Below are 23373 nucleotides of genomic sequence, written 5' to 3' on the forward strand. Positions count from 1 at the left end.
GGCCATTCGTATGGATCGGGCGTGACGGCGTGCGCCCCCGCCCGGCCGACAGGCACCCGGCACACGAGCGCTGCACCGGCAGGCCGGGCGAGACGATCGGGGCTGTCGGCTGCCTTCGAGCAGCCGGCCTACCCGGGATCGCCGCGGCTCAGCGCCGCCAAACCGGCCGTGGAGCGGTCGCTCGAAGGCCTCCGACCTTCCCTGGCGGCTCCGGGCCCCTCTCCCTTCACGGGAGAGGGGTTGGGGAGAGGGTGAGGCAGACAACACATCCGGCGTCGACGCTGGCCGGTCAGGGGGCGGCGACCTCACCCGCAAACAGCGTGTCGAACTCCTCGCCGTCGACCCCGAGCATGGTCAGGATCTGCTTCTGGGTCGCCTGCAGGATGCGGTGGCGCTCTTCGTCGTCGGACAGGCTCCTGGCGGTTGCCACCGCCCCCACCAGCGAGGCGAGGATGGCCCGGGCCTTCTCGGCGATGACCTCGCGGTCCGGCTCGAAGGGCAGCCGGTTCAGGCGGCTCAGGGCGGTGATGCGGACCTCGAGCATCCGCCTGAGGTTGCTGTAGGAGCGCTCGAAGAGCTTCCTCACCTCGGCGTTCTCGTTGCCGATCTCGTTGAACAGGATCATCTCGTGGCCGGGCCGCTCTTTACGACCCACCTCGCTGAGGTTCCAGTAGTGGGTCACCAGCGCGGTCAGGTGCTTCAGCGACAGCGGCCCCTTCACCAGCCTCGCCGCACGGCTGCCCTTCAGCGGCTCCAGGAACGTCGCCCGGTAGAGCGCCTCCTTGGACTCGAAGTGGTTGTAGAAGGCGCCGTGGGTCATGCGCGCCCGTTGCATGATCTGGCTGATCGACACCTTCTCGAACCCGAAGCGGCAGAACAGCTCCGTGGCCGCGTTCAGGATGCGGTCCTTCGATTTCGCTTTATGTTCGGGTGAATAGGGCATCGGGCATCCCGGACGCAAAAAATTATCTTGATCATATATTGACCGGCGGTACCGTTCCCCCCGTCACTCAGAAGTGCGGAGAAACCATGGACTCGCCAATCGTCATCACCGGAATGGGCATCGTCAGTCCGCTCGGGTGCGGCGTCAAGCCGGTCTGGTCACGCCTGACGGCGGGCCGCTCGGGCATCGGGGCAATCGACCGGTTCGATCCCGGGGACCTGCCGGTGGGGATCGCCGGGCTGGTGCCCGACGCTGGCGACGACGCCGAGGCGGGCTTCGATCCCGACCGCGTCGCCGACCGCAAGGAACGCCGCAAGCTCGACGTGTTCACGCTCTATGCGCTCACGGCGGCGGACGAGGCACTGTCCCAGGCGGGGTGGTCCCCGCAGAGCGAGGCGGACCGCCAGGCCACCGCCACCGTGATCGCCACCGGCATCGGCGGCTTCGGCACCATCACCCAGGCCCAGCAGACGCTGGACTCACGGGGTTACCGGCGCATCTCGCCGTTCACCGTGCCGGCCTTCCTGGCCAACCTCGCCGCCGGGAACCTCTCCATCCGGCACGGCTTCAAGGGCCCCATCGGCTGCCCGGTCACCGCCTGTGCGGCGGGCATTCAGGCGATCGGCGACGGCATGCGCCTGATCCGCAGCGGCGAGGCAGAGGTCGCCCTGGTCGGCGGCGCCGAGGCCTGCGTGGACCCCCTGTCACTGGCGGGTTTCAACGCCCTGAAGGCGCTGTCCACCAACAATGAGGCCCCCGGGAAGGCGTCCCGACCCTTCGACCGCGACCGCGACGGCTTCGTCATGGGCGAGGGCGCCGGGCTGATGGTGATCGAGACGCTGGCGCACGCCGAGGCCCGCGGTGCCACGCCGCTGGCCGTAATCAGCGGCTACGGCACCAGCGCGGACGCCCACCACATCACCTCCGGCCCGGACGACGGCGCCGGCGCCGCGGCCGCCGTGCAGGCCGCCCTGCGCACCGCCGGCCTGACGCCGGCCGACATCGGCCACATCAACGCCCACGCCACCTCCACGCCGGTGGGCGACCGGGCCGAGATCGCCACGCTGAGACGGGTGTTCGGCGAGCGCCTGCCGGCGATCCCCGTGTCCGCGACCAAGTCGGCCACGGGCCACCTGCTCGGCGCCGCCGGCGGCGTGGAGGGCATCTTCTCCACCCTGGCGGTGACCGAGGGGATGCTGCCGCCCACGCTGAACATGGACAATGCGGACGAGTCCATGGCGGACCTCGACTTCGTGGCCAACAGCGCCCGGCCGCAGGCGACGCAGCATGCGCTGTGCAACGGCTTCGGCTTCGGCGGGGTAAATGCGGCACTGATCGTCAGCCGGGTCTGACAGCCCCGTCAGCCGGCCGGCACCGCGCTCCGGTGCCGTGGGCCCGGGCCGCCCGCGGGCGACCCGGGCGGTCAACGGACTCAGGCGCCGAAACGCGGCTCCGGAAGCCCGTGCACACCGAGGCCGGTAATGGCGAACAGGCTGCCGCGCCGCACCCCGTCGCCGGGGAAACGCGGCAGCGGCGGCTTGGCCATGGAGGTGGCGAACAGCGTGTCCAGGTTCGGGCCGCCGAACATCACGCTGGTGACCTTCTTCACCGGCATCTCGATGACCCGGTCCACCTCCCCGTCCGGGGTATAGCGGATGATCTTGCCGTCGTAGACCAGCGCGTTCCACAGGTAGCCCTCCGCGTCCACGGTGGAGCCATCCGCGGCACCGCCGCCGGAACCGTCGGGCCGGCAGAAGGTCCGCCGGTTGGAGATCGACCCCGTGGCCTGGTCGTAGTCGTAGGCCCAGATCTCGCCGGTCCAGGTGTCGGCGAAATAGAAGGTATCGCCGTCCGGGCTCCAGCACGGACCGTTGGAGACGATGATGTCCTTCTCCAGCGTGTGCACGCTGAAGTCCGGGTCCACCCGGTAGAGTGCGCCGTTCGGCCCCTCCTCCATCGTGTCCATGGAGCCGCACAGGAAGCGCCCGTGCCGGTCGACCTTGCCGTCATTCAGCCGGTTGGCCGGGCGGTCCGGCTCCGGGTCGTGGAACGGGATGACCTCGCCGCTGGCGAAGTCCAGGGTGTGGAAGCCACTGGCCAGGGCCACGACCGCGCCCTCGCCGTCCCGGCGCAGCGCCATCGAGCCGATCTTGTCGGGCAGATCCCAGCAGCGCACCTCGCTGCCCTGCGCCGTGGCGCGAAACACGCGCCCGTCCATGCTGTCGACCCAGTACAGCCGCTCCTGCTCCGGGTCCCACACCGGGCCTTCGCCCAGGGTCGTCTTCACGTCCACCACCACATCGATACGCATACCGTCTCTCCTCCTCGATAATCCGTCGTTACCGCCGCCGTCCGGGCCCCGGACGGCGGCCGGGCCGCGCCACCGGGCCTAGAAGCCCACCGCGTCGGGCCCCTTGAGCTGGAGCATCTCCCGCGCCTCGGCCGGCGTGGCGACCTCCAGCGACAGGCCCTCGATGATCTCGCGGACCTTGCGCACCTGCGCGGCGTTGCTCTCGGCGAGCCGTCCGGGGCCGATCCACAGGGAGTCCTCCAGGCCCACGCGGACGTTGCCGCCCATGGCCAGGGCCATGGAGGCCACCCGCATCTGGTTGCTGCCCGCCCCCAGCACGGACCACTGGTAGCCCTCGCCGAGCAGGCGGTTGGCCGTGCGGCGCATGTGGTTGACGTCCTCCGGGTGGGCGCCGATGCCGCCCAGCAGCCCGAAGACGCTCTGCACGAACATCGGCGACTCCACCAGGCCGCGCTGGCGGAAGTGGTTGAGGTTGTAGAGGTGGCCGATGTCGTAGCACTCGAACTCGAAGCGCGTGCGGTTGGCCCGACAGCTCGAGAGGGTCTTCTCGATGTCCGAGAAGGTGTTCTTGAACACCAGGTCGCGGCTGTTCTCCAGGTGCTCGCGCTCCCACTGGTGGCGGAACTCGCTGTGCCGGTCGAGCATCGGGAAGAGCCCGAAGTTGATCGAGCCCATGTTGAGCGAGGCCACCTCGGGCTTGAGCTCCACTGCCGGGCGCAGGCGCTCCTCCACCGTCATGTGCGGGCTGCCGCCGGTGGTGAGGTTGATCACCGCGTCGGTGGAGCGCTTGATCCGGGGCAGAAAGCGCCCGAACATCTCCGGGTCCTGGGTGGGCCGCCCGGTTTCCGGGTCCCGGGCATGGAGATGGAGCACCGTGGCCCCGGCCTCCGCAGCGGCGATCCCCGCCTCGGCGATCTCCTCCGGCGTCACCGGCAGGTACGGCGACATGGAGGGCGTGTGGATCGCCCCGGTCACCGCACAGGTGATGATCACTTTTCTCGACTGTGCCATTACGTTCTCTCCTCGTTGTCCTGTGTCTCCTGCATCCGGCGCTGATGGACGGTGAGCGCCATCAGCCGCCGGTCCCGCCACTGCTGGCGGGCGTTGAGCGCGTCCGCGGGCAGCGACTCGCGGCGCTCGCGTTCCAGCCGGGCGATCGCGGCCTCGCCCCAGTCCGGCGGCTCTGCGGCATCGGCATCGATGCGCTGGTACAGCGGCCCGTAGCGGCGGGCATAGTCGGCGATTCCGCCGGGGGCGTTGAGGTCGATGGTCTCGAACGGCCCCATGAACGACCATCGCGTGCCCAGACCGTGCTTCATGGTCCGGTCCAGGTCCGCCATGCTCACGTGTCCCGCCTGCACCAGGCGCAGCGCCTCGTTCAGCACCGCGCCCTGGAGGCGGTTGAGGATGAAGCCCTCGACCTCGCCGTGGACGGTGATCGGCACCTGCCCCGCCTCGTCGAGCAGCGCACGGGCCGCCCCCACCACCGCGGGGTCGGTCTCGGGACCCGGGGCCAGCTCCACCAGCGGGATCAGGTACGGCGGGTTGACCGGATGCGCCACCAGGCAACGCTGCGGCCGGGACAGGCCGTCGACGATCCGGGAGGCGACGATCCCGGACGTGGAACTCGCGAGGATGGTCTCCGGCGCGGCGAGGCGGTCGAGCTCGGCGAACAGCGCGCGCTTGTCCGCCTCCCGCTCCGGACCGCACTCCTGGACGTAGACGGCACCGGCCACGGCGGCGGCCAGGTCCGGCTCGCCGCGGATACGCCCGAGAACGGCCGCCGGGTCCTCGACGATCAGTCCGGCGTCCGCGAGGTCCGCGAGGGCGTCGTCGATGGCGGTGCGGGCCGTGGCCAGCGCGTCCGCGGAGACATCGTTCAGGGCGACGTCGAACCCGGCGCGGGCGAACACGATCGCCCACGCCCGGCCGATGAGCCCCGCCCCGATAACGGCAACGGATCGTGTCACGGCGGCCTCCTAAAGGGTTTCCACGTTGCCGCAGACGCTCAGCGCCTGCCCGGAGATGTTCCGGCCCGCCGGGGCGCAGAGGAAGACGACCATGTGCGCGACGTCCTGCGGCTCGACCATGCGGCGCAGGGAGATCCTGGCGAGGTACTCCGCCTCCATCTCCTCGTAGGACACCCCCACCGCCTCGGCCCGTGCCGAAATCACCCGCTCCATGCGCGGGCCGCGGACGATGCCGGGGAGGATGGCGTTGACGCGCACCCCGTCCGGCCCGAGCTCCTTCGCCAGACTCTGGGTGAAGCCGACGATGGCCCACTTGGTCGCCGAGTACGGCGTGCGGTAGGCATAGCCGAGCCGTCCGGCCACCGAGGCCATGTTCACCAGCACCCCCCCGGACTCGCGCAGCATCGGCGCGGCATGGTGAGCGCAGTAGAACTGGCCGTTGAGGTTGATATCCACGGTCCGGCGCCAGCTCTCCGGGTCGATCTCGTCGACACCACCGGTATCGCCGGCAATGCCGGCGTTGTTCACCAGCACGTCCAGGCCGCCCCACGCCTCGCGCACGGCACCGACCAGGGCCTGCACGTCCTCGTCGCGGGCGACGTCCGCCCGGGTGGCGCGGGCCTCGGGGTGGGCGGCGGTGAACTCGGCGAGCGCCTCGTCGGAGACGTCGCAGACCCACACCCGGGCGCCCCGGTCGATGAGCTCGTCGGCGACGACCCGCCCGATCCCGGCGGCCCCCGCCGTGACCAGCACGCGCAGGCCGGACGGCGGGGTGAATGCTGCGGATGCCTCCATTCCTTCTCCTCCTCGATAGATGTCGTTGACCGGCCCCACGCCGCCCGTCACTGGCTGCGCTCGCGCAGCGCGACGATGGCGGCGAGCACGACGAGGCCGTAGATGATGCTCTTCACCGAATCCGAGAGCGTGGTGCCCGCGAGCAGGGTGCTGAGCGCGGTCAGCGCCAGCGCGCCGCCGAGAATGCCCGGGTAGTGCCCGCGCCCGCCGGTGATGAGCGTGCCGCCGACCACCACCACGGCGATGGACGAGAGCAGGTACGGATCACCCATGCCGTTGAACGCCTGGCCGTTGAAGCCGGTGAGCAGGATGCCGGTGAGTGCGGCGCAGAAGCCGCTGATGACATAGGCGCTGACCAGCGTCCGCCCCACCGACACCCCGGACAGCCGGGCCACGCCCTGGCTGTTGCCGACGGCGTAGATCTGGCGGCCGAATGTGGTGCGGGTGAGCACCAGCGTCGCCACCACCACGAAGGCGATGAGGAACCACACCACCGGGGTCAGGGCGAGGAACTCGCCGGTCATGAACCACTGCAGCGACGGCGCGGTCCAGCCCTGGGGCGCACCGCCGGTGAGCACCAGCGCGAAGCCCTGGAGCATGCCGTTCATGCCCAGCGTCACCACGATGGGCGAGATGCCGAGCACCGCCACGCCCAGACCGTTGAGCAGCCCGGCGGCGCAGCCGAACACCAGCACCAGCGGCACCGCCCATACGGCGGCGGGATCGGAGCCGTGCACCAGGTGAGTGAGCAGGATCCCGCTGGCGGCGATGTTCCACGGCAGCGACAGGTCCAGGCCGCCGGTGAGGATGACCACGCCCTGGCCGAACCCGAGGAACGCCAGGAACGCCGTGAGCACCAGCAGCGAGTCGACATAGCCGAACACCCCGCCGCCCTGCTGGAACATCACGCCGGTGATGATCATCACCACCACGAACAGCAGGTACGCCGGGATCGCGAAACGGATCTGCTCGCCGTGGCGCGACCACAGCCGGGAGAGATCCAGGGAGGCACCGCCCCCCGCCGCGCCGCCGCCCGCGGGCGCCTGGAAGGCGGTCATGCCGCCCCGGGGCGGGCGCGTGCCGCGCAGGTGGCTGCGCACCTGCTGGACGGCGAAGCGGAGGTTCTCCATCGCCAGCGAGTCGCGGGAGATGGTGGTCGCCAGCACTGCGAGCAGCAGGATCGCCGCCTCCGCCACCGTCGTGTAGTACGGCGAGACGTTGAGCACCAGCAGCACGTTGGCGGTCATCTGGATGACGTAGGCGCCGAGTACGCTGCCCACCGCCCCACCGCGGCCGCCGCCGAGGACGGTGCCGCCGAGCACCACCGCGGCGAAGAGCTGCAGCAGCATGGGATCGCCGATGTGCGGGTCGCCGGAGCCGGTCTGCGCGGTGATGAACACGCCCGCGGCGGCATAGAACATGCCGGCGAACACGAAGGTCCAGAACCGCGTCCAGCGCTGGTCCACGCCGGTGGCCGTGGCCGCGGCCGGGTCGCTGCCCACCGCATAGATCGCCATGCCCAGGCGGGAGTGCCGGAGCAGCCCCCAGGCGGCTACCGCGATGGCGATGATCACCACCGGCATGGGCAGCACGCCGGTGATCGCGTCCCCGCTCAGCAGCATGCTGAAGCCGCTGGGCACCGCGCCGCCCGGCTGGCTCATCACCAGCAGGGTGACGCCCTGGACGATGAACATCGTCGCCAGCGTCACCACGATGGCCGGCAGCCGCAGGAAGCCCACGAAGAAGCCGTTGACCGCCCCCACGACGCCGCCGATGCCCAGCGCGAGCACGATGAACAGCGCCGCCCCGGCAGGGTCGGCGGGCATCGACGAGGCGAGGAAAACGTTGGTCAGCGAGACCACGGCCGCCGCCGACAGGTCGAACCCGCCGGAGAGGATGACCAGGGTCTCGCCGATGGCCGCGATCGCCAGCGGCGCGCCGCCCGCGGACAGGAAGCTGAAATCGAAGTAGCTCAGCCCGCCCTGGGCGAGGGTCTGCAGCAGCGCGACCATCGCGACGAAGGCGCCGAGGGCGATCAGCAGGCCCCGGTGGCGGGACCAGCGGATCGGTGGGAGCGCCGCGCCGGGCCGCTCAGGCGAATGCTGCGCCGTCGTGTGTGCGTGAGCCATTGTCCTCTCCGGAAGTGTTCTGCCCGTCCTCGCTGAAGTACCCCAGCTCGGCCTCGAGCAGTGCCTGTTCGGTGATCTCCTCGCCGACGAGCTCGCGCACCACCCGACCGCGGTAGAGCACGATCACGCGGTGGGCGACATTGACGAGCTCGGCGGTGTCGGTGGAGTGGAAAAGCACCCCGCCGCCCGCGGCGGCGAACTCGTGCATGAGCTCGAAGATCTCGAGCTTGGTGCCGACGTCGATGCCCCGGGTGGGATCGAACATGAGCATCACCCGCGAGTCGGTGAGCAGCCATTTGGCCAGCACGATCTTCTGCTGGTTGCCGCCGCTGAAGGCGCTGCAGCGGGTGTGCAGCGCGCGCGGGTCGACGTTGACCCGCTCGAGCACGCGCCGGACGGCGGCCGTCTCGGTGCGCTTGTCGAGCCAGCCGAAGCGCGCGAAACGCTCCAGCAGCGGCAGCGAGACATTGGCAGTGCCCGTCATCGGCAGCAGCAGGCCCTCGGTCTTGCGGTCCTCGGGCAGGTAGCTGATACCCACGCGGGAGCGGATGGCGTCCCGGGGCGAGGCGAGCTCCACCTCACGGCCCTCGATGCGGATCGCGCCCTCGTCCACGTGCTCCATGCCGAACAGCGCGCGGTAGAGCGGCACCTGGCCCATGCCCTGGAGCGCGGCGACGCCGACCACCTCGCCGGCGTGCACATCCACGCTGGCCCGGCTCAGGCGGGAGTCCACGGACAGCCCGTCCACGGAGATCAGCGCCGGTGCGTCCCCGCGTGCCGGCGGCTCGCTGCGCGGCGGGAAGGACTGCTCCATGGAGCGGCCGAGCATGAGCTCGACGATGGCGTTGTCGTCGTAGTCCGCCACCGCGCCGGCACCGACACAGCGCCCGTCGCGGAACACGGACAGGGATTCGCAGAAGCTGCGGACCTCCTGCATGCGGTGGGTGATGAAGATCATCGTCACGCCGTCGTCGGCGAGCATGCGCACGATGCGCTCCAGCCACTCGACGTTGCTGCCGGTCAGCGCCGAGGTGGGCTCGTCGAGGAGCAGGATGCGCGGGTCGCGGAGCACGGCCTTGGCGATCTCGAGCTTCTGCCGCGTGGGCAGGTCTAGGTCGCGCACCTCGGCACGGGGGTCGACGTCGTCCAGCGAGAGCCGGGCGAGCTCGCCCTCGACACGCCGGCGCGCCTGGCGCGAACGCAGCAGTCCGAGCCGGTTCGCCGGTGCGTAGGGCAGGTGCAGATTCTGGGTGACGGTGAGATCGGGTACCAGGGTCAGCTCCTGGAACGCGGTCTGGATACCGTTGCGGTGGGCTTCGCGCGGCGAACGCAGCGTCACCGGCTCGCCGAAGACGCGCACGCTGCCGGCGTCCGGCGTGACCAGGCCGCTGAGCACCTTCACCGTGGTGGACTTGCCGGCGCCGTTCTCCCCGAGCAGGGCGTGCACGTGCCCGTGGCGGACGGCGAGCGAGGCCTCGTCCAGGGCGACGGTGGGCCCGTAGCGTTTCGTCACCCCGTCGATTTCTACTGCCAGCTGGGTGGCCATGGGCGGGAACCTCGTGAGTCGAAATGGGCGGCGACCACGGGCGGAGGCGCAACGGCCCCCGCCCGCGGGCCTCGGGCCTAGTCGCGCGGCTCCGGCTCGGCGTTGAGCGCGGCGGCGAAGCCGACCTCCGGCGTGTCCGGGCCGTAGATGTCGGCGAACCAGCCCGGCGGCACCTTCTCCGGATCGAAGACGTTGCAGCCGGCGGCCATCTCCTCGTGGGAACCGGTCTCGCAGAGCTGCACCTCCGAGGAGGTCACCAGCGGCAGCGGCAGCGCGATGTCGTGGGCCAGCTCGTCACGCTTGCCCTCGAGCTTCTCCAGCGCGAGCTTCAGCGCCAGCGCCCCGGAGTACGGCGGCGAGCCGTAGGAGATGCTCGCCAGACCCACCGGGCGGTAGGTATCGCTCGCGCCCTCGACGGTGCCGGGCTCCAGCATCTGGATGCGGTGGCCGTTGGAGGACTCGCCGGCGCAGGGCCGCAGCTCGTCCTCGGGGATGCCGGCCTCGAGCTGCATCGACGTGGCGGTATAGCAGCCCACCTGCATCCACAGGCCGTCGATGTTGTCCCAGCCGTGGGTGGCCACGATCTGCGAGAGCGCCTTGCGCGCCACCGCCTGGGACCACATGCCGTTGCTCTTGGCGATGACGTCGATGCCCTCCTCGCCGTCGAAGACCTTCATCGCCGCGTCGGTGCGGGCCTTGTCGACGGACGTGCCGGGCACGCCGGTGATCATCACCACGTTGCCCTCGCCGTCCAGCTCCTTCGCCAGCCAGTCCGCGGTCTCGCGGCCGGCCTGATGCTGGTCGATGGTGACGTTGTGGGCGCAGGGCTCGGTGATCACCGAGTCGTAGGCCATGACCACCACGCCGCGGTTGCAGGCGTTGCGGGTCACGGAGTTGAGCGCGGTGGGGGAGATCGGGTAGACGACAATGGCGTCCGCGCCGGCCTGCACCATGCCGTTGATCTGCTGGATCTGCTTCTGGGCGTTGGTGCCGGCGACCTGGACGTGGAACTCGACCTTGTCCGAGTAGTACTTGGACATGGCCGTGACCATGTTCTTGGCCTCGGTCTGCCAGTCGTTACCGATGTAGCTCATGCTCAGATAGACCTTGTACGGCGCGTCCGCCGCGCTGGCCACGCCGGGGATGATCGCCCCCGCGGCCATTGTGACGGCGATGAGCGGCGCCGCCAGCAGTCTCGTGATGTATCCGCTTGTCATCTCTCCTCCTTCACCCTCTGCGGGGCACAGTTATCGTCTCGGGTTAAGCGCTTAACTTCGCGTTTTCACCTCCACACAAAAGCCGTCCTGCCGCTAGGCCGACGAGCGGATCGTCAGCTCGTAAGGAAGCAGGGTGGTTTCCGGGGCGTCCTGGCGGCCGGCGAGCAGATCGCTGACGATCTCGCCCACCCGGCTGCCGAGACCCGAAAGCGGGACATGCACGGTGGACAGCCACGGGGCCAGCCACTCGTTGAGGGGGTTGTCGTCGAAGCCGAACAGCGCGACGTCCTCCGGCGCGGACAGCCCCATCTCGCGGCAGCGCCGGTATACGCCGTAGGCGATGGGGTCGTTGCCGCAGAAGATCGCGCGCGGCGGGCGGCCGTCGGCGAACAGGCCGGCCGAGCGCTGGTAGCCGGACTCCATGGTGAGGTCGCACTCGATCACCGCCGACGCCGGCAGGCTCACGCCGCTCTCGCGCAGGCCGTCGATGAAGCCCTCCAGCCGCTCGCGGCTGGCGGAGGACAGCATCGGGCCGTGGAGTGCGGCGCAGTCGCCGTACTCGCGGCTGACGAAGTAGCGGGCGACGTCCCGGCCGGCGGCGTAGTTGTCGATGCCGATGAACGGCCAGTGGCTCTCCACCGGGCATTTCCGGTTGACGAACACCACCGGCGGGCCGTCGGCGAGGAGCTTGCGCAGCCCCGGGGTATCCACCGCGCCGAGCAGCACGATGGCGGAGACCAGGTGTGAGCGCATCTCCTCGATGTAGGCGTCCTGCGAGACCGGGTCCTCGCGGGTGTTGCACAGGGTCATGGCGTTGCCGGTGGCGCTGATCGCGCGCTGCACTGCATCGGCGATGCCGGCGTAGAAGGCGTTGCGGTTGTCCGGGGTGAGCAGCGCGATGAGCGCCGAGCGCATCGTGCTGAGCGAACGCCCGGCCTGTACCGGCCGGTAGCCCAGCCGGTCCACCGCCTCGCGCACCCGGGCCTGGGTGTCCTCGGAAGCCTTGTTGGGCACGCCGTTGAGGATGCGCGAGACCGTGGCCGTGGACACCCCCGCCGCCTCGGCGACGTCGCCCAGCGTCGGGGTGGTGCGGGCACTGTTGCGGCGGCGTGTCTCGCGCTCCTGCGACATCCTGGCTCTCCCTGTCATGACCGGCCGGGGACCCGCCGCGCGCGGAGCGCGGCGGCCGGGTGGACGATACGGGAGGCGGCACCACCGGCGCCAGCGCACACGGGCGTCGCCCCGCCGGGGGCGGCGCTCGCGCCGTGCTGATCGATGGCCGCGCGGGACAGTCCGCGGACCGGTGCCGGATGGTCGATACTCACCTCTCCTCCCTTCTCTCAATGCGCTTGTCGTTGTGCAAGGGTAAGCGCTTACCCTCTATTGCTATCGGACCCGCACAGGGATGTCAACGACGGGATGTGACGCGGCGCAGCAGGTGGGTGGCGATCGCCGCCCCCCGCTGACGCACGCGGAGCGCACGGTTGCGCCCCGCGTGCCTTGCCGCCCTACCGTCGTGCGGTCAGGATCCGGAAGCCGCCGCCGGCGGTCTGCAGGCCGTCCCGCCGGCGATGGAAGTAGCGCGCGTTCAGCGCCGCGGGATCCACTTCAGCCACGTCGGTGAAGCCGAGATCCGAGAGGTAACGCACCAGCGCCGCGGGCTGGAAGTCGGAGAGCCACGGCTCACCCATCGCGGCAAAGCTTTCCGCCGCATGGCCGGCCATCAGCCGCTCCATGGGCGTCAGCAGCCCCGCCTCCACGCGGTGGTCGAACACGATACGGCTGCCCGGGGCGCAGGCCGCCAGTGCGGCGAGCAGGTCCAGCACCGCCGGCCGGGGCAGGTACGGGGTGACGCCCATGCAGACGACACAGGCGGGCGCCGCCGCATCGAACCCGTCCGCCGCCAGGGCGGCGACGGGGTCGTCGCGGCACAGGTCCGCGGAGACGAACACCGCCGATGCGGGCACGGCCACCCCCGCTCCGGCCAGCCGTGCCCGCTTGAGGGCCGCGGCCCCGGGCACGTCCACCTCGAAGCAGCGCAGGCCGGCATCCGCGTAGGGGTTGCGGCATGCGAGCGTATCCAGCCCGGCACCGAGGACGACGCACTGCCGCACCCCCTCGTTCACCGCGTCGTGCAGGGCGTCCTCCGCCAGGCGGGTCCGCGCCACCACCGCCGCGCGCATGGTGCGCGCCGGCAGGTCATTGAAGGGGAACGGGTCGTCGCGGACCGTCTGCGCCGTCTCCGCCCCGAGGACCGGGAGGGCGAGCCGGTCCTCAAGCACCAGCGGCTCGTCCAGGAGCTGGTGGACGGCCCGCGCGATGGCAACCCGGCGGGCGGACGGGCTCTCCTGACCCGCAACAGGGGCGTTAACCGGTGACGTCATGACGGCAGCCTCCGTGTGAAAGGAGGCACCACCGTAAGGCCTCACGTGCGCGTGAGGGTCAAGCCCCGTCCGCCGCCTCGCGGACCCCGGCGAGGAAGGTGCGTACGTCCGCGTCGATGAAATGCCCCCTGGCGAGCACGGGTTCGCTGCGGTAGGCCTGCTCCAGGCGTCGCCGCCGGTCCGGATCGTGACCGGCCGTGCGGTCCGCGAGCGCGTCGAAGTCGGCGAGCAAAGCGCGCGCGGCGGACGCGTGACGCGGCGTGCCCGCCTCGATCATCGCCCGCGCGCGCTCGGCGAGCGCCCGCCACTCCGGGGCGAGGCGCTTGTCCATCGCACGGAGATCGGCCTCGTCGAGGTGCCGGCGCAGGGCCGCCAGCCGCAGCTGCAGCGCAGGCCTGACCGCGGCAATGGCCACCGGGTCCAGGCCGTGCCGTCCGCAGGCCTCGGGAACGGTCTCGACCAACCCGCCCCAGCGCCGCGCGAGCGCCACGTCGCCCTCCATCCACTGCATGCTGAGCGCCATCCATCGCTGGGCCAGCCCCTGCATTTCCGGCGCGTCCGGCGCCAGGCCGCGGCGACGGGCGTCGTGCACGTCAGCGACCAGGGCGGCCCAGTCGCCCCGGGTCGTCGCCCAGTTGGTGAGAATGGTGCGGAGCTCGGCGGCGGTGAAGTGCTCGCGGTAGCGGCGCAGCAGCGCGAGGGTGGCGAGCCAGTCTTCGCCCTCGGGCGGCTCACCGGCGGCCATCGCGGCATCCAGTACGGCGAGGCGGTCGCGCAGCGCCCGCGCCTCCTCGATCCGGCGGTCCAGCGAGCGGATCTGCTCGGCGACGATGCCGGCGAGGGAGACACCGTCCGCCGCCAGCGTGGCGCGGATATCGGCAAGGGAGAGCCCGAGCTGGCGCAGCGCCAGGATGCCGTGGAGACGGGCCACGTCCACCGGGGCGTAGAGACGGTACCCGGCGCCGGAGCGCGCCGACGGCCGCAGCAGGCCGATGGCGTCGTAGTGGTGGAGCGTGCGCACGGTAAGCCCGGTGCGCCGTGCCAGCTCGCCGACCTTCACGTACTGCCGTGCCCCTGCCACGGCGATCAGCCCCCGGACTGCGCGTCGATGAGGGCGACCAGCTCCGAGAACGACGCCTCTACCGTCCGGCCGGCGGTGTCGAGCCGCAGGGGCGGCTCCTGCCAGGGGTGGTAGTCACGCCGGCACACATCGTCCCAGCCCGGCGCCGGCAGGCTGCCGGCGTCCGCATGGCGGCGCTCCACCCGGCGGCGGTGCTCGCCGGGGTCGCTGCAGCGGATCTCGATGTTCACATGGCAGACGCCGGCGCCGGTGGCGACCGACCCCCAGTCGCGGCGCGTGAGCGGCCAGGGGTTCACACAGTCGGCAATCACGTCCAGCCCGGCGCGGAGATTGTCCGCCGCGATGCGCTGCGCCAGCGCGTAGCCCTCGCTCGTGACCTCGCAGCCGCAGACCTCCCGCAACGCCTGCTCGATGGTGTCGATGCGCAGGTGGACGGCCCGGCGGTGCGACGCCAGCCGCCGGGCGAGGGTCGTCTTGCCGGTGCCCGGCAGGCCGGAGAGGATGAACAGCGTCGCGGGGCGCACGATCGTCTCCCTGAACGGTGCGGGGATGCCGGATACAGCCCCGCAGTTAACCACGCCGACGGGCGGGGGTCCACGCGGCGCGCCCCGGGGGCTTGGCCGGCCGTGACCCGGAACGGTTAGACTGCCGCCAGTCACGATCCGCCACCACCCGGAGCCCGCCATCAGCGACCAGCGACCCGTCATTCTGATCACCGGCTGCTCCAGCGGCATCGGCGCGCACTGCGCCCATGCGCTGCACCGGCGCGGCTGGCGCGTGTTCGCCTCCGCCCGCCGGGCGGCGGACGTGGAACGACTGCAAGGCGACGGCCTGGAGACGCTGGTACTGGACGTCGCGGACGAGGACGGCGTCGCCGCGGCCGTGGCCACCCTGCTCGAACACACCGGAGGGCGGCTGGACGCGGTGTTCTGCAACGCCGGCTACGGCCAGCCCGGCGCGGTCGAGGACCTGCCCCGCGAGGCGCTGCGCGCGCAGTTCGAGACCAACGTCCTCGGCGCCCAGGCCGTTGCCCGCCACGCGCTGCCGGTCTTCCGCCGGCAGGGTCACGGGCGAGTGGTGATGCACAGCTCCCTGCTCGGCTTCGTCGCCATGCCCTACCGCGGCGCCTACAACGCGAGCAAGTTCGCCCTGGAGGGACTGACCGACACCCTGCGCCAGGAGCTCCACGGCAGCGGGATCCACGTCAGCCTGATCCAGACCGGGCCCGTCACCAGCCGCTTCCGCGCCAACGCGGAGGCGATGTTCCGGCGCTGGATCGACGCGGAGACGAGCGCCCACCGCGAGGCCTACGCGGCCTACGCCCGCCGCCTCGCAGGCAGCGGCCGCACGCCCTTCTCCCGCGATCCGGAGGCCGTGCTCCGCCGTCTCGCCCACGCGCTGGAGTCACCGCGGCCGAAGGCGCGCTATCACGTCACCGTACCCAGCCACGTCTTCAAGGCACTGAGCCGGCTGCTCCCGACACGGCTCCTCGACCGGGTTCTGATGCGGGTGACCGCGGACGAGCGGCGCTAACCGCCGCCGCCCGCCCCGTAGCGGCGCAGCCTCGCCTCCAGTGACGCCCGCACCGCGGGCCACTCGGGCTCGATGATGCTGTAACACGCGGAGTCCCGGTGGCGCCCGTCCGGCATGACCATGTGGCGGCGCAGAATGCCCTCCTGCCTCGCCCCCAGCCGGGCGATGGCGGCGCGGGAACGCTCGTTGAGCACGTCCGTCAGGAACTCCACGCGGGCGCACCCCAGCACCTCGAACGCGTGCCGGAGCAACAGCAGCTTGGCTTCGGTATTCACCGCCGTGCGCTGCACGCCGGCCGCCAGCCAGGTGGATCCGATCTCCAGGCGCCGGTGCGCAGGCTCGATGGCACGATAGCGGGTCGTCCCCACGACCCGGCCGGTCGCGCGCCGGATCACGGCGAAGGGAAGATACCGCCCCTGTGCCTGTCCGGCGAGGGCGTCGTCGATGTAGGCGGCCATGGCCTCCGGCGACGACGGCACCACCGTCACCGGCGAACGCCACAGCTCGCCGTCCGCAGCGGCCGCGAACAGCACGTCGCGGTGCGCGGCGGCGAGGGGCTCCAGACGCACCTCGCGCCCCTCCAGGGTAACGGGGGAGACGTTCATCGAACCTTCCATGTGCGGTGTGAGACCGGCCCATCATACGGGCGCCGGAGACAGGCCGTCCGGGAATGCCCCGGGTCGGGTATGCAGGCCGTACCCCCGTTCTCCCCCTGCGGGAGAGGGGTTCTCCCGCGGCCGGCGGGTCTTGTGGCACCGCCATGCCCGTGAAGGGGACCGGTGCTGTATGTTGGCTGCTCCTGGCAGCCAACGTCACGTCCTGCGGTGCCGGCAACGTCGGCTGCCCTGAGCAGCCGACCTGCGGGAGGACGGAACCGCCGTGGCCCGGGCGGATCGGTTGCTCCCGGCAACCGGCGGCCGCGGGAGGTCTCCCGTGTGTCCAGGCGGCGTCGTATGCCGGACACCTGCCGGCGGGAAACGCACGCCGTCGCACCCGATTCATGCAAAAGGGCAATCCCGGTCCACTTTCGCCATTAAACGGCCTCATCCGGGCGCCAGACGGCCACCGTACCGAGCGCAACGCGCCGGAATCGCTCCAGCGCCGGCCTGGCCGGCGAGAAGAACAGGTGCGACCCGCACCGGCAGTCGCTGCAGCCGAAGCCGTTGACCGGCTCCATCCCCGCAAGCCCCGCCAGCGCCTCGGCCCACTCGTGTTCCAGCCGGGTGTCGGAATGCGCATACCACACCGACACCAGCGCCGCGTGATCGCGCAGGTAGTCCACGTGCCAGTGCATCGCCTTGCCGCGGCGGGCATGCCGCGTCACGCGGGCACGCACACCGCCCGGCCCGAAGGCACTGCCCACGTAGGCGTAGTAACCGGGCCGGGCATCGAGGGCGCCCCAGCGGCCGATACGCAGCCGCGCCGCGGTATCGCACCGCAGAATCAGGACATACGTGCCGGTATCCGCAGTCATGGCCGGTTCCGCCGGGCCGGTGGTGCCACTCACCGGCGTGGTACGTGCCTGCCGGCGAGCGTCGGCATGACGATGGCGAACGTCTCGGGCGGCACCCTCTCCAGGGAGGCCCGGTGCGCCTCGACGGAGGCCCTCTCTTCCTGGATCCCGAACTCGCGGGCGAAGTCCGTGTTGCGCATGAGCCGGGACGACAGGCAGCCCCCGGAGGCCTCTACCAGCGGCACGATGGCGCGCAGTGCCTCGTGGAGGTCGGCGGCCATGCCCTCTTCCGAGGTGAAACGGTTGATCCGCGTGACACTCATCGAATGCGTTTCCTTTCAGGCCCCGGCGGCCGCGCCAGCGACAGTGGTGCGGCGTCGACATGGCCCGCCGCTGCCGCACACGCCGGTATCACGGCTTGCGCGCGACGCAGGAGATCCAGCACTGGGCGAACATGCCGCCCTCGGACCGGCTCCAGTCGCGCAGCGTGGCCGCGGACCGGGCATCCCCGCTGTCGTCGAGCTGGAGCGCGAGGTACTCCCCGATGGCCGGCAGCGAATCGTAGCACTCGTATCGTGCCGACATCGCGACCGCGCTGAAACCGCTCTCCGCCAGGTATCCACCGAGCCGACGGCCGGCACGGACGTCGCCGCCGTTGCGGGTCTGAAGCGCCTCGTAGGCGCGGATGGCGCCGTCCAGCGCGTCGGACGGCGGCGCGAGCACGAACCCGCCCCAGTCCGGGCTGCACAGGCCGATAACGCCGCCCGGCCGGAGGATACGGTGAAACTCACGGACCGCGGCCGCCGGGTCGGCGAGGTGCTCCATCAGCGCGTTGCTGAACACGCGGTCGAAGGATTCGTCCGGAAACGGCAGCGCGTAGCAGTCCGCCGTCTGGAAACGGACGTTGTGCGCGCCCGCCCCGGTGGCGCTCTCGCGTGCCCGCTCGATCTGGCTCTCGCCGAAATCCACGCCGACGACCTCGCCCGGGTGGGTGCGTGCCGCAATGCCCAGGGTGATCGAGCCGGGCCCGCAGCCGCAGTCCAGGACGGACACACCCGGCTCCAGATGGGGCGTGAAGAAACGGCCGTGCGACTCGATGGTGCGCGCGGCCATGAACGCGGTGGCATTCCCGGAATGGCCCGGCGTGTACGACTCTCCGCTCATGAGGTCTGCCCTCCCCCTTGAAGCCCGGCGGCACACCGCAGCACCCGGTGGGCGCCCGGCCCGCACCGGGCCGATCCGTTCAGCCGCCCACCGGGCAGGCCGGGCGCTGCCGTGCCATGCCCGCCAGTGCACTGAGCGCCAGCGCCGCAACGACCGCACCGTAACCGTAGGTGGTGGGGACCACGCCCAGCACCTGCGTCGACAGGCCGGCAATGATGGCAGGCACGCTGAACGAGAGGTAGCTCAGGACGTAGAACACCGCCATCAGCGCGGAGCGCTCACTCACCGGCGCCAGCGGCATGACGGCCCCCAGCGCCCCCATGAACCCGGCGCCGAAACCCATGCCTGCCACCGCTGTACCGATTAGCAGCAGCGCGGCGATCTGTCCATGCACGCCGGCGAGCGTGATGGCGAGCCCGATGGCCAGCCCCCAACCGCCGAAGCGCAGTGCGACCGCCGCCGGCCGGCGGCGGAACGTGTAGACGCTGATACCGCCGACGAAAGGCAGGGTGAACACGATCACCCCGGCCACCAGCGGCGACTGCGGGTCGATCACGCGCTCGGTGAGCGACGGCGCCAGCGAGAAATAGAACCCGCCGAGCGCCCAGACCGCGATGTTGATGGGGATCACCCGCCACAGGGTCGGGCGCGCCGCGGCGGGGACGGTGAGCCGCGGCCACAGCGACGCCCAGGCACCGGCACGCCGCCGCGCCCGCTCACCGCTGAAGACGTTGAGCACGCACAGCACGGCAAACAGCGCCACCAGGACACCGTAGACCGCGTGCAGCGGGTCCGCCGCACGGAGCTGTGTCAGGCTCGATCCGAGCACGCCGAAGGCCAGCCCCAGCGGCGGCGCGACCGCTGCGAATACCGGCCCGCGGCAGCTGTCCGCATCCAGAAGCGCCGCCGCCAGCGCGCTCGTGGCGGCGCCTGTTGCCGCCCCCTGCAACAGCCGCGCGACGACCAGCCAGGTCACGCCCGCCGCCGACCGGAACGCCAGCATGGCCACGACCTCCACCAGCAGCGCCCCGACGATCACCGGCCAGCGGCCGACGTGGTCGGAGAGCGAACCGAAGACCAGCAGCGCAAGGAGCAGCGTGAAGGCGTAGACCGCGAACACTACGCTCAGCACGGTCGCCGAGAAATGCCACTCCGCCTGGTAGAGGTGGTACAACGGCGTCGGCGCGTTCGACGCGGCGAGGAACATGAACAGCGTGATAGCATAAACGGCTAACCTCCAGGGTGAGCTGGGCGCGCCGACCCCGTGTTCCGGCGGGGACGTCTGCGGCGATGCCATGGAACCTCCACTAATGCAAAATATTTGCGTTAGTGGAGTGTGGTGGCTATACCGGATAAAAGCAAATATTTTGCGTTTAGGACCTATGGCGACGAGAGAGTCGGTACGTCCGGGCGGCCGCAGCGCCCGGGTTCAGCAGGCCGTGCACACGGCGGTACGCGAGCTGCAGGCCGAGCGATCCCGCGAGGACCTCACCATCCCCGTCATCGCCGCCCGCGCCGGCGTCACCCCGTCGACCATCTACCGCCGCTGGGGCAACCTCAACGACCTGCTCGCCGACGTCACCCTGGAGCGCTTCCGCCCCGAGACCGCCCCTGAGGACACCGGCGCCCTCGCCTCGGACCTCCTGAGTTGGGGCGAGCAGTACCTCGACGAAATGGTATCGGCACCCGGGCGCCAGATGCTCTGCGAGATCATGGCCAGCGCGGACGAGACCCGCCGACAGCGCTGCTTCCAGTATGCGCGGGAACAGATCGCGCAGATCCACCAGCGCGCCGTCACCCGCGGCGAGACACCGCCCGACGTCGACACCCTGATGGACTTCATCATCGGCCCGCTCATCTACCGGGTGCTCTACGACAGCGACTCGGCCACGCCGGAACGGCTGCGGGAATGGGTGAGCCGCGCGCTCGGCGGCGTCTAGCCCGCACCGCCGCGGGCTCAGCGCGAGCGGGATCACGGGCGATCACCTCCCTTCCTGAACCCGCATCCAATCGGGGAATATCGCTGAGTGCCGGCCGGCTTCACGCCCGGCAGCCAGTGCCGGTTCACGCCGCACACATCACCGGGAACCGGCGACAGTCTCCGGATTCCGCTGGCCGGGCAGGAACCATCCCTGGGCCCGCAACGCCCCCACGGCGGTCAGCAGCTAGGTCGTGCACGGCCGCAGGCCGTGTGCGACGCCACCGGGACCGGCCCGGAATGTCGCACGCCTGTGGCGCACGACCTACCCGAAATTCCATTATCTCCCCTCGTGCGACATCCACACACAGGGGTGTTCATCCGGACCTCCCGGCGGAGTGTTTTGACTCGCACTGCCAGTCTTCCGGGTAGATCCCGAGTGAACAACCTACTGGAAGGTCACAGCTAGGTCGCTGGCGGCCTTTCATCGAATTGCGGAATGTCGTCGCTGATTTCATACCACGGGGCCCGGGAGCCCACGAATATATGAAACCCCGGCGTCACGCCCGGATCGCCCTCGACCGTGCCCAGCGTAATCGCGGTGACCTCGCCGTTCACCGTGCCTGCCAGCGACGATCCGCACTCGCTGCAGAAACACCATCCGGCCCCCGAGGACGTCTCATAGACCTTCACGAATGCCGCTCCGGCGGTCCACCTGAAATCGGCCGGATCAAGGTCGGCATAGGTCGCGAACGCGGCACCATGCTGCCGCCTGCACCGGGAGCAGTGGCAGTGATCGGCACCTGAAAGCCCTCCGGCGACCTCATACCGAACCCTGCCGCACAAACACCCACCGTTGATCGCCATCGTGGTCCCTCCTTTAGGCGGCGTCAGGCCCCGTTCAAGCCAGATTGAAGACAGCGTATCGATACGGCCGCGTTGCCACCCCGATACGGTGTCTTCATCGATTTCCATTTGACGTGGGACAACCCGGCGCCATGCCACAGGACAACGCATCGGCGCATCATGACGGCAATCACCGCTCGGCCAGCGCGAGCCGGACCCCGAGCGCGACGAACACCGCTGCGAAGCCACGTCTGCACCAGACCATGACGCCCGGACTGGAGACAACGTAGCGACGCACCGCCGATGCGAACGCGCCGTATCCGACGAAAATGACGAACGTGAGGAGCATGAAGACCGCGGCCAGCCCCAGCATATACTCCGCTGGCGCAACGGCACTGCCCGGCACGAACTGGGGCAGGAACGCCAGGAAAAACAGGGACAGTTTGGGGTTGAGAATATTCAGCAACACCCCGTCAACAACGATCCTGATGTCCGGCGTCGGCTCGCTTCGCCCCGATACCTGCAGCGCGTCTCTCTCCTGGAGTACGCCCCACGCCATGTAGAGCAGGTACGCCACCCCGAGGTATTTCACAACCTGAAACGCCAATGCGCTCGTATAGAGGAGCGCCGCAAGCCCCGCAGTACTCGCCACGGCATGAGGGACGATCCCGAGCGTGCAGCCAAACGCCGCGAGCACGCTGGCCCGCCAGCCGCGGCCGAGCCCGAATGCAAGCGTATAGATGACGCCCGTCCCCGGCAGCAGGACGACGATGAGCGAGGTCACGAGGTAGTCGAGCGTCACGAACCTTCTCCAGGCGCCATAGTCACCGCACACCGCCAATGGCTAACCGAGGCATGCACGCCAACGGGAGGCGGGGAACGGCGCGCTGTACACGACCATCTCCGGACCCGTCTCCTCAGGCCCTGCTGACGGAATTGTAGACCCTCTCCATGACCTGGTTGTTGTACTTCTGCACGATCACCTGCGAGCGGAACAGCTCGCAGAGCTCCAGAACGCTGACACCGATCAGCACCAGGACACCCAGCCCGACATGGTCCGTGAACAGCATGGCCACCCCTACCCAGAACACGGCCATGTTGATGATGCCGTACAGCCATTTGCCGAGATAGAAGTGGTGCAGCCCGGCGAAAAATATAAAGTTCAGGGTCGCATAGGTATCCGGATCCTTGATCTTGCGCTCCACCTCCCTGAAATACCGCAGCCGCTTGTCATCCGGCAGCTCCCTCACCAGCCTGCGGATGCTCTCTTCCCTCTCCTGGACGGCCTCTTTAGACATTGGAAAATCTCCTTTTTGCACCGGGAGGGCTCCCTCCCGATGCCATTCGCCTGCTACGGCAGGCCTAGCGACCGAGGGTGACGATCACCGCCTCCCGCTTCCAGAAGAGCATGAAACGTTTCTGCTCCAGAACCTGGAAGACCACCGTCCACCCGTCCGCCGCTTCCTTGTTCAAAGCGGTCTCCATCTTCTTGATCGGAATGCCCGACGCCCCCAGAAAGATCGTACCAAGGCCGCCCTCGACCACGTAGAGCACCTTGTACTCCTTATAATCCATCAGGTTTTCCTTCTTGTTGCCCCGATCAACATGCCGACTCCCGCCACTCGGGGTGGCATGGCGGGAGCCCACCGTTTCGATGGATAGCAATCGGCGCCAGGCAACACCTCGCCGCCGGACTGTCCCCATAACGGCCGTGCCGGTTTGCGTGATCGCGTGGTAATCACCTTCCTGAGCTGATCGCCATGCGTTCTTATTGACTGGTCCGAAAGCGTTGATATGCCTTGAGTGCCCAAGGCTGAAACGCGGGAGACATGGAATGCGGAAAAAACGAAACGATCAACACGCTGTTATCCGAATCCCGACAAGGCGAAACCCATGTTTTATGCCCGGATTGCCGCCGGAAGTGCCCGCCGTTTATTCCGCACTGAAATCCTTTATTTCCCGCCCGCCACACCCCGATATAAACTATTCACATATACTCAAAACCGCCACGCTCAACAGCCTCACCGAACCATCCAACACCACATGCCCAAGCGTTGCCGATGCAGGCAAAGCGGGGAGTATA

The 23373-nt window shown here is 69.9% G+C and carries 24 protein-coding genes; 3 read left to right on the forward strand and 21 right to left on the reverse strand.

Features of this window, described 5'->3' with window-relative positions; genetic code table 11:
• Window positions 1-289: 289 nt before the first annotated feature.
• Window positions 290-943, reverse strand: coding sequence for a TetR/AcrR family transcriptional regulator (locus C516_RS0111245; protein WP_018718492.1), 654 nt, complete (start codon window positions 941-943; stop codon window positions 290-292).
• 86 nt (window positions 944-1029) lie between these two features.
• On the opposite strand from C516_RS0111245, the gene fabF reads away from it, so the two are divergent.
• A complete protein-coding gene (gene fabF, locus C516_RS0111250) occupies window positions 1030-2295 on the forward strand; it encodes a beta-ketoacyl-ACP synthase II (protein ID WP_018718493.1) in 1266 nt (421 codons plus the stop codon).
• A gap of 80 nt (window positions 2296-2375) precedes the next feature.
• On the opposite strand, the gene C516_RS0111255 is transcribed toward fabF, so the two are convergent.
• The 11 genes from C516_RS0111255 to C516_RS0111305 all read right to left on the reverse strand — a co-directional run bounded on the left by C516_RS0111255 (window position 2376) and on the right by C516_RS0111305 (window position 14900).
• Window positions 2376-3254, reverse strand: coding sequence for an SMP-30/gluconolactonase/LRE family protein (locus tag C516_RS0111255; RefSeq protein ID WP_018718494.1), 879 nt, complete (start codon window positions 3252-3254; stop codon window positions 2376-2378).
• Window positions 3255-3332: 78 nt separating this feature from the next.
• A complete protein-coding gene (kce, locus tag C516_RS0111260) occupies window positions 3333-4265 on the reverse strand; it encodes a 3,5-dioxohexanoate:acetyl-CoA acetone transferase (RefSeq protein ID WP_026321126.1) in 933 nt (310 codons plus the stop codon).
• Entirely contained in the window at window positions 4265-5224 is a 960-nt protein-coding gene (locus C516_RS0111265) for a 3-hydroxyacyl-CoA dehydrogenase (RefSeq protein WP_018718496.1), read from the reverse strand. Before C516_RS0111265 ends, kce begins: the two co-directional genes overlap by 1 nt.
• Before the next feature lie 9 nt (window positions 5225-5233).
• On the reverse strand, window positions 5234-6019 hold the full coding sequence (locus tag C516_RS0111270; RefSeq protein WP_018718497.1) for an SDR family oxidoreductase: 786 nt from the start codon (window positions 6017-6019) through the stop codon (window positions 5234-5236).
• Between the two features lie 47 nt (window positions 6020-6066).
• Window positions 6067-8148, reverse strand: a complete 2082-nt coding sequence (locus C516_RS0111275) for an ABC transporter permease (protein WP_018718498.1) — start codon at window positions 8146-8148, stop codon at window positions 6067-6069.
• Window positions 8111-9694: a sugar ABC transporter ATP-binding protein gene (locus tag C516_RS0111280; RefSeq protein WP_018718499.1), complete on the reverse strand. Its 1584-nt coding sequence runs from the start codon at window positions 9692-9694 to the stop codon at window positions 8111-8113. Before C516_RS0111280 ends, C516_RS0111275 begins: the two co-directional genes overlap by 38 nt.
• 77 nt (window positions 9695-9771) lie before the next feature.
• Complete coding sequence (locus C516_RS0111285) at window positions 9772-10911, reverse strand: sugar ABC transporter substrate-binding protein (protein WP_018718500.1); 1140 nt, start codon at window positions 10909-10911, stop codon at window positions 9772-9774.
• 93 nt (window positions 10912-11004) lie between these two features.
• Entirely contained in the window at window positions 11005-12042 is a 1038-nt protein-coding gene (locus C516_RS0111290) for a LacI family DNA-binding transcriptional regulator (protein ID WP_018718501.1), read from the reverse strand.
• A 377-nt stretch (window positions 12043-12419) separates the two neighbouring features.
• Window positions 12420-13295, reverse strand: a complete 876-nt coding sequence (locus tag C516_RS0111295; RefSeq protein ID WP_018718502.1) for an SAM-dependent methyltransferase — start codon at window positions 13293-13295, stop codon at window positions 12420-12422.
• A gap of 58 nt (window positions 13296-13353) precedes the next feature.
• Window positions 13354-14376 (reverse strand): MerR family transcriptional regulator, encoded by a 1023-nt coding sequence (locus C516_RS0111300; RefSeq protein ID WP_169509148.1) that lies wholly within the window; start codon window positions 14374-14376, stop codon window positions 13354-13356.
• A 5-nt stretch (window positions 14377-14381) separates the two neighbouring features.
• The gene (locus C516_RS0111305) at window positions 14382-14900 is read right to left on the reverse strand and encodes a P-loop nucleotide/nucleoside kinase family protein (protein ID WP_018718504.1); all 519 of its coding nucleotides are present in this window, start codon (window positions 14898-14900) and stop codon (window positions 14382-14384) included.
• A gap of 160 nt (window positions 14901-15060) precedes the next feature.
• Between C516_RS0111305 and C516_RS0111310 the strand changes: the two genes are divergently transcribed.
• Window positions 15061-15909: an SDR family NAD(P)-dependent oxidoreductase gene (locus tag C516_RS0111310; RefSeq protein ID WP_026321130.1), complete on the forward strand. Its 849-nt coding sequence runs from the start codon at window positions 15061-15063 to the stop codon at window positions 15907-15909.
• On the opposite strand, the gene C516_RS0111315 is transcribed toward C516_RS0111310, so the two are convergent.
• The 5 genes from C516_RS0111315 to C516_RS19375 all read right to left on the reverse strand — a co-directional run bounded on the left by C516_RS0111315 (window position 15906) and on the right by C516_RS19375 (window position 19823).
• The gene (locus C516_RS0111315; protein ID WP_018718506.1) at window positions 15906-16514 is read right to left on the reverse strand and encodes a GNAT family N-acetyltransferase; all 609 of its coding nucleotides are present in this window, start codon (window positions 16512-16514) and stop codon (window positions 15906-15908) included. The genes C516_RS0111310 and C516_RS0111315 overlap by 4 nt on opposite strands.
• A 428-nt stretch (window positions 16515-16942) precedes the next feature.
• Window positions 16943-17383, reverse strand: coding sequence for a GIY-YIG nuclease family protein (locus tag C516_RS0111320; protein ID WP_018718507.1), 441 nt, complete (start codon window positions 17381-17383; stop codon window positions 16943-16945).
• Window positions 17384-17412: 29 nt separating this feature from the next.
• Window positions 17413-17685, reverse strand: coding sequence for a putative quinol monooxygenase (locus C516_RS19370; protein WP_018718508.1), 273 nt, complete (start codon window positions 17683-17685; stop codon window positions 17413-17415).
• An 88-nt stretch (window positions 17686-17773) separates the two neighbouring features.
• Window positions 17774-18526, reverse strand: a complete 753-nt coding sequence (locus tag C516_RS0111330) for a methyltransferase domain-containing protein (RefSeq protein WP_018718509.1) — start codon at window positions 18524-18526, stop codon at window positions 17774-17776.
• Between the two features lie 79 nt (window positions 18527-18605).
• Entirely contained in the window at window positions 18606-19823 is a 1218-nt protein-coding gene (locus C516_RS19375) for an MFS transporter (RefSeq protein WP_156831222.1), read from the reverse strand.
• A gap of 85 nt (window positions 19824-19908) precedes the next feature.
• Here C516_RS19375 and C516_RS0111340 point away from each other — a divergent pair, with 85 nt between their 5' ends.
• Window positions 19909-20466, forward strand: a complete 558-nt coding sequence (locus C516_RS0111340; RefSeq protein ID WP_018718511.1) for a TetR/AcrR family transcriptional regulator — start codon at window positions 19909-19911, stop codon at window positions 20464-20466.
• Window positions 20467-20909: 443 nt separating this feature from the next.
• Here the strand turns inward: C516_RS0111340 and C516_RS0111345 are convergent, their stop codons facing one another.
• The 4 genes from C516_RS0111345 to C516_RS0111360 all read right to left on the reverse strand — a co-directional run bounded on the left by C516_RS0111345 (window position 20910) and on the right by C516_RS0111360 (window position 22865).
• A complete protein-coding gene (locus tag C516_RS0111345) occupies window positions 20910-21311 on the reverse strand; it encodes a GFA family protein (protein ID WP_018718512.1) in 402 nt (133 codons plus the stop codon).
• Between the two features lie 169 nt (window positions 21312-21480).
• On the reverse strand, window positions 21481-22092 hold the full coding sequence (locus C516_RS0111350; protein WP_018718513.1) for a LysE family translocator: 612 nt from the start codon (window positions 22090-22092) through the stop codon (window positions 21481-21483).
• A 115-nt stretch (window positions 22093-22207) separates the two neighbouring features.
• Window positions 22208-22588: a TM2 domain-containing protein gene (locus tag C516_RS0111355; protein ID WP_018718514.1), complete on the reverse strand. Its 381-nt coding sequence runs from the start codon at window positions 22586-22588 to the stop codon at window positions 22208-22210.
• A 64-nt stretch (window positions 22589-22652) separates the two neighbouring features.
• Window positions 22653-22865 (reverse strand): DUF4177 domain-containing protein, encoded by a 213-nt coding sequence (locus C516_RS0111360; RefSeq protein ID WP_018718515.1) that lies wholly within the window; start codon window positions 22863-22865, stop codon window positions 22653-22655.
• Window positions 22866-23373 lie beyond the last annotated feature (508 nt).

It is taken from the genome of Arhodomonas aquaeolei DSM 8974, assembly GCF_000374645.1.
Lineage (GTDB): Bacteria > Pseudomonadota > Gammaproteobacteria > Nitrococcales > Nitrococcaceae > Arhodomonas > Arhodomonas aquaeolei.